Source organism: Actinoplanes sp. NPDC049668 (assembly GCF_044465445.1).
Classification (GTDB): Bacteria; Actinomycetota; Actinomycetes; order Mycobacteriales; family Micromonosporaceae; genus Actinoplanes.
In genome coordinates, this window is sequence record NZ_JBITLR010000005.1 from 727,087 (window position 1) to 742,897 (window position 15,811).

The 15,811-nt window shown below is 73.5% G+C and carries 10 protein-coding genes; 1 reads left to right on the plus strand and 9 read right to left on the minus strand.

Features of this window, described 5'->3' with window-relative positions:
- Nucleotides 1–370: 370 nt before the first annotated feature.
- The 5 genes from ACIBSW_RS24510 to ACIBSW_RS24530 all read right to left on the minus strand — a co-directional run bounded on the left by ACIBSW_RS24510 (nt 371) and on the right by ACIBSW_RS24530 (nt 5,370).
- Nucleotides 371–1,102, minus strand: a complete 732-nt coding sequence (locus ACIBSW_RS24510; RefSeq protein WP_354724877.1) for a nitroreductase family protein — start codon at nt 1,100–1,102, stop codon at nt 371–373.
- A complete protein-coding gene (locus ACIBSW_RS24515) occupies nt 1,086–2,780 on the minus strand; it encodes a nitroreductase family protein (protein WP_354724879.1) in 1,695 nt (564 codons plus the stop codon). The genes ACIBSW_RS24510 and ACIBSW_RS24515 overlap by 17 nt, the downstream gene beginning before the upstream one ends.
- A complete protein-coding gene (locus tag ACIBSW_RS24520; protein ID WP_354724881.1) occupies nt 2,777–3,430 on the minus strand; it encodes a TOMM precursor leader peptide-binding protein in 654 nt (217 codons plus the stop codon). The genes ACIBSW_RS24515 and ACIBSW_RS24520 overlap by 4 nt, the downstream gene beginning before the upstream one ends.
- A gap of 14 nt (nt 3,431–3,444) precedes the next feature.
- Nucleotides 3,445–4,773 carry a YcaO-like family protein gene (locus tag ACIBSW_RS24525; protein WP_354724883.1) on the minus strand — a complete coding sequence of 443 codons (1,329 nt, stop codon included), beginning with the start codon at nt 4,771–4,773 and terminating at the stop codon, nt 3,445–3,447.
- 195 nt (nt 4,774–4,968) lie between these two features.
- On the minus strand, nt 4,969–5,370 hold the full coding sequence (locus tag ACIBSW_RS24530; RefSeq protein ID WP_354724885.1) for a cellulose binding domain-containing protein: 402 nt from the start codon (nt 5,368–5,370) through the stop codon (nt 4,969–4,971).
- Nucleotides 5,371–5,477: 107 nt separating this feature from the next.
- Between ACIBSW_RS24530 and ACIBSW_RS24535 the strand changes: the two genes are divergently transcribed.
- On the plus strand, nt 5,478–8,525 hold the full coding sequence (locus ACIBSW_RS24535) for a BTAD domain-containing putative transcriptional regulator (protein ID WP_354724887.1): 3,048 nt from the start codon (nt 5,478–5,480) through the stop codon (nt 8,523–8,525).
- 3 nt (nt 8,526–8,528) lie between these two features.
- On the opposite strand, the gene ACIBSW_RS24540 is transcribed toward ACIBSW_RS24535, so the two are convergent.
- The 4 genes from ACIBSW_RS24540 to ACIBSW_RS24555 all read right to left on the minus strand — a co-directional run bounded on the left by ACIBSW_RS24540 (nt 8,529) and on the right by ACIBSW_RS24555 (nt 15,800).
- The gene (locus tag ACIBSW_RS24540) at nt 8,529–11,354 is read right to left on the minus strand and encodes a stealth conserved region 3 domain-containing protein (protein WP_354724888.1); all 2,826 of its coding nucleotides are present in this window, start codon (nt 11,352–11,354) and stop codon (nt 8,529–8,531) included.
- On the minus strand, nt 11,351–12,328 hold the full coding sequence (locus tag ACIBSW_RS24545) for a hypothetical protein (RefSeq protein ID WP_354724889.1): 978 nt from the start codon (nt 12,326–12,328) through the stop codon (nt 11,351–11,353). Before ACIBSW_RS24545 ends, ACIBSW_RS24540 begins: the two co-directional genes overlap by 4 nt.
- Before the next feature lie 141 nt (nt 12,329–12,469).
- Nucleotides 12,470–14,254, minus strand: a complete 1,785-nt coding sequence (locus ACIBSW_RS24550; protein WP_354724890.1) for a stealth family protein — start codon at nt 14,252–14,254, stop codon at nt 12,470–12,472.
- Between the two features lie 553 nt (nt 14,255–14,807).
- Entirely contained in the window at nt 14,808–15,800 is a 993-nt protein-coding gene (locus tag ACIBSW_RS24555) for a diacylglycerol kinase family protein (RefSeq protein WP_354724892.1), read from the minus strand.
- Nucleotides 15,801–15,811 lie beyond the last annotated feature (11 nt).

Sequence of the window (15,811 nt, forward strand, 5' to 3'; positions counted from 1 at the left end):
CAGCCACCGCAGTTACCACAGCCGCCGCAACCGCGGCATCCACGGCAACCACGGCATCCACGGCAACCACGGCATCCGCGGCATCCGCCACAGCCACCACCACAGCCGCGGCATCCGCGGCATCCGCCACAGCCACCGCAGCCGCCGCTACCGAGCAGCGACGCGCTGACAACGGTCGGCAGCTGTTCAGCCGTCAGGTCGTCCTCGAGCCATAGGTCCAGTTCCTCGAATACCTCAGGCCCGGTCAGTTCACTTTGCATGCGACTCACTCCTTCGATGTGTCGTTTCCATGCAGTTCCGGTCGGCCGATGGGCCGACCGGCCGAGGCCCGTCGCGTCGTGTGCGCGGACCCCAGACTGGTGGCGTGCTGTCAGGTTCGTGCCGGTGGGCTACCGACGGCGAACGCGAACAGCGCGGCCCGGTGATATCCGTCGGCGGCCGCGCGTTCCCGGAGGACGTGCGGCAGGAGGCCCGCGAAGACCGTGCCGACGAGGTCTAGGCGCAGCGCGGCGAGCCACGCGGCGTGGCCGGCGGCGCCGGCCCGGGTGAGCAGCAGCCGGTGGCCGTGGCTGCCGTTGCGGGCGAGCGCGCCGGCGAGGTTGCCGGTGATGACGACCAGGGCGGCCGCCCGCGCGAACTCCCGCTGGATGACGAGCTCCTCGGCCTGCGGTCCGTCCGGCAGGCTCGACACCCGGCACAGCGCCGACCGCCCGGGCAGGTAGCGGTACAGCCCGGTGTCCACGCCGGTCACCCGCCAGGACGCGCAGTACAGCTCCAGGTCGACCCCGGCGGCCCGCTCGGCCGGCCACCCCTCGGCGTCCATCCGGTCGGCGGCGGACAGCACGGCGGACAGGTCGGCGCCGGCAAGCGGGGTGCCGGCGTAGTCGCGGACCGCGGTGCGCTCGTTGAGCACGTCGTCCAGGGCAGCGCGCGGCGCGGCCGGCGGCGGCAGCTCGATCAGCGGCCCGGCCTCCGGCGCCCGGCGCAGTTCCGCCGGTACCGGGTGCCGGGGCCGGGCGGACGCCGCGGCGTCCAGCCGGGTGTCGGCCAGCAGCCGTTCGAGCAGCCCGGGCGGGGCGGGTGTCTCAACGCTCTGTGTCATCGTCGTTCCTCCGGTTGATCGCGACCACCGCGGTGACCGGTTCGACGCCGTCGTCCAGGCGCAGGGCCGCGGCCAGGGCCAGGTCGTCCCACACCTCGGCGATCCGTGCCGACATGCCGTACCCCGGCGCGAGGGCGGAGAGCTGGGCGAGTGCCACCCCGGCGTCCAGGCAGAGGAGCCGGTAGGCGAAGTCGTGGTACTTCGCGCCGACCACGCCGAGCGCGCCGGCGAGGACGATCAGGGCCGCGGGGCGCTCGCCCGCGAGCTCCGGGCAGACCGTCGCGGCCTCGCCGTCGTCCGGGCGCCGGGCGCGGATCCGCGCCAGGCTGTGGTCGCCGCGCTGGTAGAAGTACCAGCCGGGCTCGAGCCCGGCCACGTCGAGCGCGAGCAGGTACGCCTGCACCGAGCCCAGGTTCCCGCCGGTCGGCGCCCACCGGTCCACCTGGCCGGGTTCGGCCGCCGGCCCGCCCTCGCGCAGCCCGGCGGTGCGCAGCAGCAGCGCGGACAGGTCCGTGCTGGTCAGGCCCGGCGCGGTCCCCGGCCGCCCGCCGTTGAGCGCGACACGCGGCGCGCCCTGGTACTCCTTGTTGTAACGCTGCAGGGCCGCGTTCGCCGGCCGGTAGTGCATCTGATGGTCTTTGGGGTTGAGCCATTCGTGCGGTGGGAACGCCACCGACTGCTCGTATTCGTGTGCCAGGGCCAGGCCCTGCGCCGGCTCGACGGTGGGCAGGCAGTGCGGGCAGCCGGGCCGGCGGTACGCGCCGACCGTCGACTGTGTCCAGTTTTCGAGGTCGAACGCGGTGCAGCCGGACATCGACGGTGTCACGCCGACCCGGGACAGCAGGTGCACGATCTCGGTACCGATCAGCGCCGCCCAGCCGGCGGCACGGGCCGGGGACGGGACGCCCGCCGGACCGGACCGCTCCGCGGTGAAGCACGCGTAGCAGGACGTGTACCGGGCGTCGAACAGCGGGCCCACCTCGACCGTGTGCTCACCCGCCGCGGTGCGCAGCCAGGCGACGCCGGCCCGGCGGCAAGCGTCGTCCAGCTCCGCCAGCGCGGCGGCGTCCCCGTCGTCGACGGCGACCACGAGGTCGCCGGCGCCGAGGCTCTCGGCCGGACCGGTCCACGGGTGGGTGTCGACTCCCGACGCGGTCAGCTCGGCGCGCAGCCGGCCGGTGAGGGACCCGGGTCCGGCGATCAGCACCCGGGCCTGCGCGAGCCGCTCGCACGCCTCGTTGCGGTTGCGGTTGACCCGCGTCGTGTCCAGGTTCCGGCCCAGGTAGCCGACGACCTCGTTCGGGATCAGCCCGACCTCCGCACCGGCCGGGCCGTCCTGCAGCAGCCCGCTGAGGTACAGCAGGGACACGCAGGCGCGGACGGTGCGCTCGCTGACGTCGGGGTGCATCGCGGCCAGTTCCTCGACCGTGCGGGTGCCGTCGAGCGCCGGCAGCAGTCGGGGTATCAGCGAGGTCGCGGTCCGGCCGCGCAGCGCCGACTGCCGGTTGCCGCTGCCCACGAACGCCAGCCCGTCGTCCAGCGGTACCCGCACCAGGCCGGGCACCAGGCACGGCCGCACCGGCACCTGGAACTGGGGGTCGGCGGCGACGACGTGCGCCATCGTCGCGGCGCTCATCCGGCCCTCGTGCCGGGTGACCTCCTCGGTACCGATGATCATTTCCACACTCCGCTCAGCAGGTCCGGCAGGCGCTCGTACGAGCGGGTGGTCTCGTCCCGGCCCAGGCCGCAGCGCGGGCAGCCGTGCACGCCGACCACCCGGCCGGTGCTCAGCTGCTGGGTCGGCACGTCGATCTGGCGTACCCGGCCGGCCTCGCCCTCGGGCGACTCGCGCAGCCGGTCGACGACGTCGGCCGCCGCCGCGGCGGCGAACAGCGCGGTCGAGGGCAGGTATCCGGCGGGGCCGGCGACGGCGTCGGTGTCGTAGTGCTCCTCGACGGCCGCGCGTACCGCCCGGGCCGGGTCGTGCTGGGTGCGCCGGCGCAGGTAGCAGCCGTGGCAGGCGCCGGCGCCCGGCACCACCGTCGGGCCTATCTCCAGCACCGGATGGTCGAGGACGACCGGCAGCCAGGGGTTGCCGGTCCGGAACGCCTCCTCGTCGAATTCGCGCTCCAGCCGCGGCACCCGCCGCCAGGCCACGAGCAGGTTCAGCCGCGGTCCGGGCGGCCGCTCCGGATCCGGCACCGGTGGCGGCGCGACGGAGCTGGTGGCGCCGGCCCCGGCGACCTCGATGTCGTGGCACAGGTCGCGCAGGCGCTCGGCCACCGCGTAGCCGAACGGACCGACGGGGGTGACGATCAGGTGGTACATGCGGGCTCCTGACATCAGGCGAACGGCTGCGGCCAGGCGTTCAGCTCGGCCTCGGTGCGGGTCGGATAGCCCATCCGGGCCGGCGCCTCGTAGAGCCGGCGGTGGCCGAGGAAGCGGGCCCGGTAGTGGAAGGTCAGCGGCTGCAGCCCGGGCACGACGGCCCGTACCACGGTCATCCCGGCCCGCAGCGCCTCGTCGGTGGTCAGGTCCACGACGTACGCGTCCATGCCGCAGTCGGCCAGCCGGGAGAGGACCAGGCGCAGGTCGGCGGTCGGATCGCCGGTGGACAGGTTCGGCAGCTCCGACAGCCGGCGGCGCGCGGGCGAGTTCAGCAGGAAGTCGAACGCCGCGGCCCGCTCGGGTACGCACATGTAGGCCGCGCCGTCCGACACGCCGGTGAAGGTCCGCACGTCGTCGCTCGGCGGGCGCTGGTCCTGCAGCGCGATCCGCACCGACACCGTCTCGCAGATCGCCTTCGCGGCCGCGACCTGCGGGTCCAGGCTGGTCGCGCAGGAGACCACGGTCCGGCAGCTGGGGTGGTCCGGCGCGACGGAGACGCCGTACACGGTGGGAATGCCGACGTCGGTGGTCGCGTCGAAGAGCTGGATCGTCATGTCCCGGTCGGCGCAGAGGTCCAGGTAGCGCTGCAGTTGCGGGCCGACGGCGTCGAGCTCGATCCGCGGCAGGGCGAGCTGCTGCAGCCAGGTGAGGCTGATCGCGTCCCGCTCGATCACCTCGCACAGCGCGCCGCACACCGCCGTGGCCGGGTCCGGGTAGGTCGCCGCCCCTGTCGAGATCGAGTTGGTGATGCGCTCACCGCCGTGCGGGGAGAAGTGCATGTACACCAGCACGGCGGGCACCCAGCAGGGCTCGCCGGTACGCATGCTCAGGCCGCGGATCCAGCGCATCGGCGCGGCGGCGTCGGGCAGGACGAGCGGGCAGGCGGGATCCGCCAGCTCGGCCGGCGAGCAGCGCGGCAGGCTGTCCAGGTCGAGCGCCTCGGCGCCGAGCTCCTCGGCGGTCGCCCAGCGGAACTGCCGCTCGTCGTACACGCAGTTCGCGTACCGTTCGAGGCCCTCGGCGATCGCGACGATCGCCGACCGGTCCGGGTCCACGCCGGTGCCGGTGCCGTCGAGGTCGCCGAGGCACTCGGGGCCGCACAGGTAGGGCATCACGGTCGACACGTCGCCGAGGGCGGCCGAGTACACCACCAGCGGCGGGCTCGACGGCTCGACCGGTAGTTGCAACACGTGATCGACCAGGCCGCCCAGTGGGGACACCAGATCCTGCAGCCGGGCCGTGCCCGTTCGCCGCTGCACCACTTCCGTGGTTACCGCACTCATACAGCGCTCTCTCGTGTGGCCGGTTTCGCGGACGAATCTCGTCCGGGCGCAGTTGTAAACTCAGCGCGTTCACAACTGTGTACCGACGGTCACCTGGTTCGCTGAGGATTGCGGAAACTGCGGGTTGTTGAGGTCGTGCGCCATTCTTTGGGGTACAAAGCGGGGCCTACCGGGTGAACGATCACAAGCTCGGACTCACCCGGTCGTGCAGAGGTAGCCGTTGACCCGGAACTCGGCGGGCCGGGGACCCTTGGCGTCACCGGCGGCGTAGAAGCCCACCGGAACGGACTCCTGCGGATCGACCTCGCTGTTGTATCTCAGGCTGTAGCCGGTCACGTCCTGACCATCCACCTTGAAGTCCGCCGCCCAGCCGAGGCGGAACGTCTGCCCGGCCGGCAGCGAGAACTTCAGCGTCCACCCGAACAGGGTGGCCGGGCCGGTGTTCGTGATGGTGATCTTCCCGGTGAACGATGAGGAATCGCCACTGGTCTGATAACCGACATGACAGACCGCCGAGTCCCGCGCCGCGGCCGGCGCGGCGGGCGTGAGCAGGGCCGCGGCGAGGCCGGCGGCGACCGCCAGAAATCGATGCTTCACGATGAAACTCCCCGTCTTGTGATATCAGATTGGGTCGACCTATGGTTCTTGAGCAGGGTGGACCGCCGTACTGGATCCTGACTGGACGGTGACTGGACGGTGAGAGCGTGCGGATTCAGGTGCTGGGACCCGTACGCGCCTGGCTCGACGACGTACCGGTCGAGCTGGCCCCGGCCGGCCGGCGCGCGGTGCTCGGCCTGCTCGCGATGGCCGGCGGGCAGCCGCTGAGCCAGGCCGAGCTCATCGACGCGCTCTGGGCCGACCGTCCACCGCAGAGCGCCGCCAACATCATTCAGACCCACGTCAAACACCTGCGCCGGATGCTGGAACCCGGGCGGACGTCCCGCTCGCACAGCGCCCGCCTGCCGCGCGTCGGCGACGGGTACGCCCTGCGCGTCTCGGCCGACAACCTGGACCTCCTTCGCTTCCGGCAGCTGCTCGCCGAGGCCGCTTCGGCGCAGCAGGGCGGGGACCCGCGGGGCGCGGCCGACCTGTTCGCCGCCGCGCTGGCGCAGTGGCAGGGCGCGCCGCTGATGGACGTGCCGCTGCTCGCCGGGCACCCGAAGGTCGTCGCCCTGGCCGAGGAGCGGCGCGCCGCGCTCGGCCGCTACGGCGAGCTCATGATCACGCTGGGCGCGGTGTCCGAGGCGCTGCCGGCCCTGGAGGAGGCGGCGGCGGCCCAGCCGCTGGACGAGGCCGGGCAGGCCCGCCTGATCCGCGCGTACGCCGTGGCCGGCCGCCGGGCGAAGGCGTTCGCGACGTTCCACGACACCCGCCGGCGGCTCGCCGACGAGCTGGGCGTCGACCCCGGCCCGGCGCTGTCCGCCGCGCACGCGGACCTGCTGCGGGAGCCGGGCGACGCCGGGCCGGCCCCGGCCGCGCGCCCCGCTCCCCCGGCGCCGGCCCGGCCGGCACCCGCGCAGCTGCCGGCCGACGTGCCGGGCTTCACCGGGCGCGAGGAGGAGCTCGCCGCCCTCGACCTGCTGGTCGAGGGCGGCGACGAGCAGGTCACCGCCGTGGTCATCTCGGCGGTCTCGGGCATGGCGGGCGTCGGCAAGACCGCGCTGGCGGTGCGGTGGGCGCACCGGGCCCGCTCCCGGTTCCCCGACGGCCAGCTGTACGTGAACCTGCGCGGCTACGACACCGAGCAGCCGATGACCCCGCAGGACGCGCTCGCCGGGTTCCTCCGCGCGCTGGGCATGGCCGGCGGCGACATCCCCGCCGCGCGCGACGAGCGGGCCGCCGCCTACCGGAGCCTGCTGGACGGCCGCCGGATGCTGATCCTGCTGGACAACGCCGCGTCGGTCGACCAGCTGCGGCCGCTGCTGCCCGGCACGGCGGGCTGCGCGGTGGTGATCACCAGCCGGGACACCCTGCCGGGCCTGGTCGCCCGGCACGGCGCGGGGCGGCTGGTCGTCCCGCTGCTGCGCCGCGACGAGGCGCTGGTCCTGATCACCCGGCTGATCGGCGACCGGGTGCGCGACGATCCGGCGGCCGCCGACGACCTGATCGCCCGGTGCGCCGGGCTGCCGCTGGCGCTGCGGGTCGCCGCGGAGCTGGCGGTGGGGCGGCCCGGTGTCCCGCTGCGGGACCTGGTGGCCGAGCTCGCCGACGAGGGCCGGCGGCTGGAGCTGCTGAACGCCGGCGGCGACCCGCAGACCGGGGTCCGCGCCGTCTTCTCCTGGTCGTACCGGCAGCTCTCGCCGTCGGCCGCGCGCGCCTTCCGGCTGCTCGGCCTCACGCCCGGCCCGGACGTCGCCGGCTACTCGGCCGCCGCGCTGCTGGGCACCGGCGTCGCCGAGGCGGGCGCGCTGCTGGAGGTGCTGGCCCGCGCACACCTGGTCCAGCAGGCCGCCGCCGGCCGGTACACGCTGCACGACCTGCTGCGGGCGTACGCGGTCAACCTGTGCGCGGAGGCCGGTGACGGAGACGGCGAGGCCGCCTTGGACCGGCTGTTCGACGCGACGCTGTTCACCGCGGCCGAGGCGATGGACACGCTCTACCCGGCGGAGCAGCACCGCCGGGCCCGGGTCGATCGGCCGGAGTCGCCGGTGCCGCCGGTCGGCGACGGCGCGGGCGCGCAGGCCTGGCTGGATCGCGAACGCGCCAACCTGGTGGCCCTGGTCGTGCACGCGGCCACCCACGGCCGGCCCGCGCACGCCGTCCGGCTCACCCTCACCCTGCTGCGGTACCTGGAGAGCGGCGGCCACTACACCGAGGCGGTCGCCATGCACGAGCACGCGGTGCGGGCCGCCCAGGCCTGCGGCGACCTCTCCGCCGAGGCGCAGCTGCTGACCAACGTGGCCGTCATGGACGTGCAGCAGGGCCACTACGAGCAGGCGGACGGGGTGCTGCGGCGGGCGGTCGAGCTGGCCCGGGCCTGCGGCGACCACGCGGTGGAGGCGCGGGCGCTGGGCAACCTCGGCCACGTCGACCAGTGGCAGGGCCGCTACGACGAGGCCGCCGAGCGGCTGCGGGATGCGCTGGCACTGTGCCGGCTCACCGGCGACCAGGCCGCGGAGGCCCGGGCGCTCGGCAACCTGGGCCAGGTGTACCGGCGCCAGGGCCGCGACGGGCAGGCGGCGGCCTACCTGAGCGAGGCGGTCCGGATCTGCCGGCGCGTCGGCGATCCGGTCGGCGAGGGGTACGCCCTGGTCAGCCTCGGCGACGTGGCCCGGCGGCAGCGCGACGGCCGGCGGGCGGTGCGCTGCCACCGCGAGGCGCTGGAGATCTTCCGGCGTACCAATGAGCGCGCCGGAACGGCGCTCGCGCTGGACGGCCTCGGCGCGAGTACTCAGGACACCGTCTTCCTGCGCGAGGCGCTGGAGATCTTCCGGCAGCTCGGCGAGCGGGCCGGCGAGACCCGAGCCACCAACAGCCTCGGCGAGGTGCTCACCGCGACTGGGCGGCCCCGGCACGGCCGCGACGAGCACCTGGCGGCACTCGCCCTGGCGACGGAGATCGGCGAGGTGTACGAGTGGGGCCGGGCGCACGCGGGCCTGGCCCGGGTCGCCGAGATGCTCGGCGACGGGGACGCCGCCGGGCGGCACTGGGCGCAGGCCCTGACCCGCTACGCCGAGATCGGCGCGCCGGAGGCCGAGGAGATCCGCTCGATCATCGACCGGCGGCAGTCGTCCGGCACGACGCGCCAATGACCGTCACGGGTTGCGGCGGTTGCGCTCGCTGCCCTTCTCGAACTGGCTGGGGATCGGGAAGTACGCGGTCAGGAAGGCCTCGATGATCCGTTCCTGGTCCTGCTGCGGCACGCCGCCGTCGTGGTAGTCGTTGAGGCAGAACACGTCCTGGTTGCGGCGCTGCAGCAGCGCCCTGAGCCGGGGGTGGTGCTCCTCGAGGCCGACGTTGACGAAGCCGCAGCGGATGCCGCCCTCGACGGCCCGCCCGGTGATCAGCCCGTAGTGGTGCGCCAGCGACGAGAGCATCGAGACGTCCGTCGCGGAGCGGGTGCGGTTGCTCGCGGTCTGCCGCACGGAGTCCGGGAACTCCGCCTCGATGGCGGCCAGGGTGCTGCGCCGGTGCGCGTGCGGGGTGTGCAGGAAGCCGTGCATGAGGGTGCGCCCGTACGCCTGCTCGAGCAGCGCCCGGTTGTTGCGGGCGGCCACCGCGAACGCCTCGTCGTCGCCGGTCGGCCACAGCGGGATCTGGGTCCGGCTGGCGAACGTGCGCGGCAGGCCGCCGGCGTTGAAGAACGCGTCCGGGCCGAGCAGCCGGCCGAAGAACACGTCGTCGTTGAGGTAGAGGAACTGCTCGGACAGGCCCTCGATGTGGTGTAGCTGGGTCTCGATGGCGTGCGAGTTGTACGTCGGCAGGTGCGCCGGCTCGGCGAAGATCTCGCGGTGGTCGACGATCCTGATCCGCGGGTGGTCGACGTCGAGCCAGTCGGGGATCTGCCGGTCCGTGACGATCCAGATCTTGTCGATCCACGGCGCGAAGAGGTCGACGGAGCGCAGCGAGTAGCGCAGCTCGTCGCGGCTCTGGAAACGCGCCCGGCCCTGGTCGGCGCCGCCGCCGGTGTAGCCCTCGCCGAGCGCGGCCCGCTTGCGCTCGAGCCAGGCCGGGTCGTCGCCGTCCACCCAGGTGTACACGGCGTCGACCCCGAACGTGAGGTCGCTGACCAGTCGCCGGGTGAACGGCTCGACCGTCCGGTAGGTACGGTCGCCGATGGTGAGGTGCGCGGGCGTCAGCGAGGACGCGGCCAGCGGGTTGCCGGCCAGCGTCGGCGCCGGGCCGGCCAGCTCGGCGCCGTCCTCCGACGGCGTCCAGAACTCCAGCTCGCACCCGTAGATGGCGCCCATCCGCATGGTGTGGCTGGCGGTGATCACCGGCTCGAAGATCCGGACGGAGGCGGCGGTGCGCAGCTGCTCGACGGTGTCGCCCAGCGCCGCCGGCCAGTTGCCCATGACGCGGTGGCGCACGTCGAAGCCCTCGACGTAGGCGGGGCGGTCGTGCGCGGTGCGGGCGATCGCGGCCAGCGCCGCCTCCCGCCACTCCTCGCGCACGGCGACCCGGTAGGTCGGCGTGGCCTGGCGTACCAGGAAGTAGTCGATCTCCGCGGCCTCCAGGGCGGCGACGGTGAGATCGAGGTTGGCCCGCGCGGTCTCGTACGGTGCCATGTCGTCGCGGACCCTGGTCAGCTGGCCGCGGCTCCACACCAGGTCCGGGTGCAGCTCCCGGGTCGCGGCGGTCCACGCGGCGACGTCCGGCGCGGCGAACTCCTCGCCCGCCTCCTCGGTCACCACGCCCGCGTCGGTGCTCTGCGCCTGGTGCAGCGCGAGGGCGAAGGTGCGCCGCTCGGCCCAGTCGGGGCGGTCCCGGCCGGTGAGCAGCTCGGCGTACAGCTCCTCCCACCGGGCCATCACCACGTCCGGCGAGAAGCGCTCGACCTCGATCGCGGCGTGCTCGCCCATGGCGTGCCGCAGCTCCTCGTCCTCGATGAGCCGGCGCAGCGCGGCGGCCAGCGCGTCGGTGTTGTTCGGCGCGACGAGCAGGCCGGTCTTCTCGGATTCGATGATCTCCCGCGGGCCGTTCGGGCAGTCGTACGAGACGACCGGCACCCCGGCCGCCATCGCCTCGACGATCGTCAGGCCGAACGACTCCACCCGCGAGGTGACCATCGCGATCGCGGCCTTGGCCCACTCGTTGTCGATGGTGGTGGTGGGGCCCATGAGCTGCACCTGCTCGCCCAGGCCGAGCCCGATGATCTGGTTCTCCAGCTCGCGGCGGGCGCCGTCGCCGAAGATGCGCAGGCACCAGTCCGGGTGGTCGGCGGCGACCTGCGCGAACGCGGTGATGGCGTGGCCGAACTGCTTCTCGCCGGTCAGCCGCCCGGCCATCACGACGGCCGGGTTGGTGCGGCTGGAGCGGGGCCGGTACCCGTCGTCGACCGAGTTGGGGATGACCGCCAGGCGCGGCGCGGCCGCACCGAACAGCGACGCGAACCAGTTGCGGGTCGGCTCGGAGAGCAGCACGACCGCGTCGAGGCGCGCGGAGAAGAGCTTGAGCGGGTTGCCGGAGGAGCCGCGCAGCTCGGCGACCCGGTGTTCCTGGTGGACGGTGACGACCCGGCGCGGCACCAGCTCGGTCATCACGGCCATCAGCGCCGGGGTGGTGGACACGACGATGTCCGAGGTGCACTCGCGCAGTACCCGCTCCAGCTCGAGGTCGGCGAGCCGGGTGAACGCACCCTCCCACTCCGGGCGCACGAGCTCGCTCGGCGTCGCGGACAGCACCCGGCACACCTCGTCGCTCAGCTCCCGCCCGGCCGGGCGGTGCAGGGTCTCGCGGGTGTCCACGAGGTAGGTCAGCCGCACCCTCGGGTCCACCGCGAACGCCGGGGTGTCCGCGGTGCGGAACACGCTGAGCACCTCGACGTCGTGCCGGGCGGCGAGCCAGTTCGCCTGGCGCAGGACGGCACGCTCGGTGCCGCCCATCGCGTCGCCCCAGGTGAGCAGGAAGGTGATTTTCATGATTCGCCGTTCGAGGAGAGAAGACCGATGGGGCGGCAGGCGACGGTGAGGTTGCCGGCGGGGGTGTAGTACGGGCGCACGCTGACCGACAGGCCCGGCGCGACCCAGACGATCCCGGCCGGCGGCACCAGCACGGGCTTGGGGTTCACCACGTCGTGCAGGTAGCGGCCGGGCCGCAGGCGGCGCGTGCCGGCGCGCAGGTACACGTCGAAGAAGGTCTCCTTGGCGCCACCCATGAGGGCGAGCTCGTGCGCCGGGACGTCCCACTGCGCACCGTCGCCGGTCGCGACCGCGGCGGCGTGCACCCGGCCCTCGCCGGTCCGCGCGACGAACTCCACTGCTGTGACCGGGCCTTCGCAGCCGAGCAGCCGCACGCGCACGCGGGCGCCCAGCCAGCCGACGTCGATCGCGGCGACCTCCGCGGTCGGCGCCGGGCCGTTGACGGCCAGGCACAGCCGGCCGGAACGGGTGCCGCCGACCTGGTACCGGCGGCCGGTGACGGCGTCGGGCGGGGCGGCGAGCGTCGGCCCGGCCGCCGTCGTGCCCGGCTCGCCGGCCAGCACGGCGTACGACGTCGTGCCGGCGGAGCTGTGCACGACCGCCTCGAGCAGCCACGGCGATCCGGGCCGCAGGTCCAGCCCGCCCGGGCCGTCGGTCAGCAGCACCGTCGCGGACAGCGAGCAGGAGTCGTCGGAGTCGCGCCGGACCCGCACCGGTACGCAGCGCACGGTGCGGCCGCGCACGACGCGCAGCTCGGCGGAGCGCACGTCCGCGGCCCGCCCCGGCACCGGGAACTCGACGTTGAGGGTGCGCCCGTCCAGCACCGCCGCGAAGCGTGCGGTCGCCGCCGGGCCGCGCCGCATCGCCCGGCTGATGGCGCGGGCCGGCCGGTCGAGCCGGACCACCACCTGCCGCACGCTGTGCATCCGCCGGAGCCGGCGCAGCGCCCGGGCGTGCAATGCCATGTCAGACACGAGCGGCTCCCGCCGGGGGCCGGGCGACCCACGTAGATAGGCCGAGCACTTCGCACCCGAGCTGCAACAACGGTCATTCTCCTAGGCAGGGTCGCCGGCACCGTCCGGCCGGATCGGCACCGCGGCGGTCACGTTCGGCGATCAGTCTCTGGTCAGTACGCCCGCGTCGGGCACCCGCTGCTCCGGCAGCCGGGACCGCTGCGACGCGGCCGCGAGCTCCGTCGCGCTGAACCGGGCGCGCTCCTCGGCCACCTCGTCGGGCAGCTCGAACGGCGACCGGAACGGGAAGTACTGCGGCAGGAAGTCGGCCAGCATCGCCGCCTGCTCCGTCAGGGCCACGGTGGCCGAGTCGGTGTCGTTCAGGCAGAAGACGTCGCAGTGCCGGCGGGCCAGCAGGAAGGCCAGCTGCACCGGGGTGGAGGCGTGCGCCAGGTCGGCGTAGGTGTACTTGATGCTGCCCGGCACCGCCCGCTTGGTCAGGTAGGCCCAGTAGTGCTGCAGCGACGACGGGATCGACAGGTCGTCCGGGTGCCGGAACTGGTGCCGCGCGGTCTGACCGACCTCCTCCGGCAGCCGCGTCTCGAGCTCCTCCAGCACGCTCTTCTGCAGCGGGTACGGCACGTGCTGCATCTTCTGCGTGACGGTGCGTTCGAAGAACTGCCGGATGAACTCCCGGTTGTTCTTGCCCGCCGCGGTGACCGGCGCGTCGAAGACGGTCGCCGGGCCGGCCTCGAGCTGCGCGGTCGACTGGAAGAACTTGGCGATGCCGTTGGCGTGGAAGAACGCGGTCGGCGGCACCGGCCGGCCGACGAACATGTCGTCGTTGAAGTAGATGAAGTGCTCCGCCAGCCCGGGGATGCGGTGCAGGCGCGACTCGATCGCGTGCGAGTTGAACGTCGGCAGCACGCCGGTGCCGCCGAACAGCTCGCGGTGCGGCACGACGGTCAGGCGCGGGTCCGAGTCGTCGAGCCACGGCGGCACCTGGTCGTCGGTGACCAGGAAGATGCGGCGGACCCACGGCGCGAACGTGACGATCGAGCGCAGCGAGTACTTCAGCTCGTCGCGGCTGATGAAGCGGGACTGGTTGGTCGCGATGGTGTTGATCTGCTCCTGGCCGATGGCCGAGAGCGCCGCGTTCTTGCGCTGCACCCAGTCCGGGTCGTTGCCGTCGACCCAGGTGTAGACCACGTCGATGGGGAAGCGGACGCTCTCGGCCGGCGCCTCGGCGAACTCCGAGCGGGTCCGGTAGCTCGGCCCGTCGTCGGTGACCGGCATCAGCTCGCTGAGGGCGATCGCCGGCGCCTGCCGGTACTCGGCCGCCGCCGGCAGCGTCGCCGCGACCCGGTTGCCGCGGGGCGCCTTGATGGAGTCGGGCGCGCCGTCGACGCCCCGCGCCGTGCTCCAGAACTCGATCTCGCAGGCCGAGCCGCTGCCGAGCACGGTGGTGGCGTGCGGGTCGGTGACGCTGAAGTAGACCTGGATGCCGGTCTTGCCCCGCCGGTGCGCGCGGAAGCCCGCGTCGGACACGTCGCCGGTGCGGATCTCCGCGCCGGCGAGCCCGGCGGCGCCGGTCAGGGCGGCGAGGGTCCGCGCACGGTCGCGCCGGTGCACGGCGACCGCGCTCTTCGCGTTGCTCATCGGGCGGACGCAGAAGTAGTCGATTCCGGCGCCGTCGAGGACGGCGGTGACCGCGTCCAGGTTGCGCTTCCAGGCCGCGGCGGGCGTCACGTCGGCCGCCACCCGCGCGCGTACGGTGTGGCCGGCGTCGCGCGCCTTGACGAGGGCGCCGGGCCGGGCCGGTGCGCGCAGCGAGCGCTGGCGGGTGAGGCGGCGGACCAGCCACAGCTGCCGGTGCGGCGGCAGCTGCTCGATCATCCGCAGGCGGTGACTCTTGGGCAGAAGGCGGTAGAAGCGCAGCGCGATCATGCGGCGACGCTCCGTGCGACGACGACCGCGCTCGCCTGCCCTGGACGCGCGCATGCAGAAGTTCGTGGCATTTCTGGTCTTTCCCCCGTTGACGTGCGGCCCTCTGCCTTAAACCGGTCCGGACGCGCTACCGATGTCGGCGTTAGAAGGTCTGGAGGGTAAATGATCAACCTTGAGCGGAACAAGTTAAGGCATGACTAATGCGTTGTTCCCCACATGGACATTTGCTGTTTACCCGAACAATGGATGAATTGCCCGAATTTCAAAAGTGTCCGGTTTAGCCGAATGCTCTCACCAGTGCGTAGCTGCACCGACACACTCGGCAGCCCCAATCGACCTCGACACGCGCGACAGCGTGGCACAGCCCAAATCCTGCCTTATCCACCTATAGAGACATAAGAATGGATCGATGCGCGACGTCTCGGCTACCTAACGTGATCGACCACGAATAGTCGCGAGCAAATCCTCAGCGTGACCAAAGGCAGACTAGAGGTAGTCGAAAACCGCGACAGAATTGCCACAGGAATTCATCGGCACGGCGGAATTCCGGGCCTCAATTCGCCCGGTCGACGAGTCCGGCCACCTGCGCGGTGGTGGCGTCGACGTCGACGGTGAGGTCGGGGTCCTCGGCCGGCTGGGGCACGCAGAGCCAGAGCGCCCGCGGGGTGATCTCGACGACCAACCGGCGGCCGGCCTCGATGAGGTCGCCGTCGAGCTGCCGCGGCTGCGGCCGGCTGCTGAGCACCTCGACCCGGGCGCCGCGGAAGACCTCCATCGACGGCACCCGCGCGCGGCGCCGGACGACACCCCACCCCAGCGCGGCCCAGTCGCGCAGCGTCCGGGGAGTGAGGATCGCGACGTCGAGGACGCCGTCGTCCGGCTGCGCCTCGCTCAGCAGCGCCACCCCGCCCTGCAGGCGGCCGACGTTGGCGACCAGGACCGAGCGGGCCCGGCGGCGCATCGGCGCGCCGCCGTCGATGCGGACCGTGACCCGCATCGGCCGGTCCTTGAGGTGCCGCAGCGCGCCGAGGACGTACGCCGGCCAGCCGATGCTCGCCTTCGCGGCGTCGGACGTGGCGTCGAGCATCTTTGCGTCGAACCCCATGCCCGCCATCACGGCGAAGTGCCGGCCGTCGACCGCGCCGACGTCGAGACGCCGCAGGCCGCCCTCCAGGGCGACGGCCAGCCCGGCGGCCAGGTCGGTCGACAGCCCCAGGTTCGCGGCGAGCAGGTTGCCGGTGCCGGCCGGCAGGATCGCCATGGACGCCTCGGTACCCACCAGCGCCGACACCGCCGACATCACGGTCCCGTCGCCGCCGCAGACGAAGACCACCTCGGCGCCCTCGGCGACGGCGGTGCGCGCCTGGCCGAGGCCGGGGTCGTCCGCGGTCGTCTCGAACCACCGCGGCGCCGGCCAGCCGGCTTTGGACAGGGTGGCGTCGACGGTGCGACGCAGTTCGTCGAGGTCAGCGACCTTCGACGGGTTGACGACGACCGCCGACCTGGGCGCCGGGTTGGTGCGGCTGTGACCGGTCGTGACCGTCATCGTCGCTGCTC

What these genes read in the sequence shown, in the direction of transcription:
- ACIBSW_RS24555 (WP_354724892.1), bottom strand. Translation starts at nt 15,800, where the DNA reads ATGACGGTCACGACCGGTCACAGCCGCACCAACCCGGCGCCCAGGTCG.
- ACIBSW_RS24550 (WP_354724890.1), bottom strand. Translation starts at nt 14,254, where the DNA reads ATGATCGCGCTGCGCTTCTACCGCCTTCTGCCCAAGAGTCACCGCCTG.
- ACIBSW_RS24510 (WP_354724877.1), bottom strand. Translation starts at nt 1,102, where the DNA reads ATGACACAGAGCGTTGAGACACCCGCCCCGCCCGGGCTGCTCGAACGG.
- ACIBSW_RS24525 (WP_354724883.1), bottom strand. Translation starts at nt 4,773, where the DNA reads ATGAGTGCGGTAACCACGGAAGTGGTGCAGCGGCGAACGGGCACGGCC.
- ACIBSW_RS24520 (WP_354724881.1), bottom strand. Translation starts at nt 3,430, where the DNA reads ATGTACCACCTGATCGTCACCCCCGTCGGTCCGTTCGGCTACGCGGTG.
- ACIBSW_RS24540 (WP_354724888.1), bottom strand. Translation starts at nt 11,354, where the DNA reads ATGAAAATCACCTTCCTGCTCACCTGGGGCGACGCGATGGGCGGCACC.
- ACIBSW_RS24515 (WP_354724879.1), bottom strand. Translation starts at nt 2,780, where the DNA reads ATGATCATCGGTACCGAGGAGGTCACCCGGCACGAGGGCCGGATGAGC.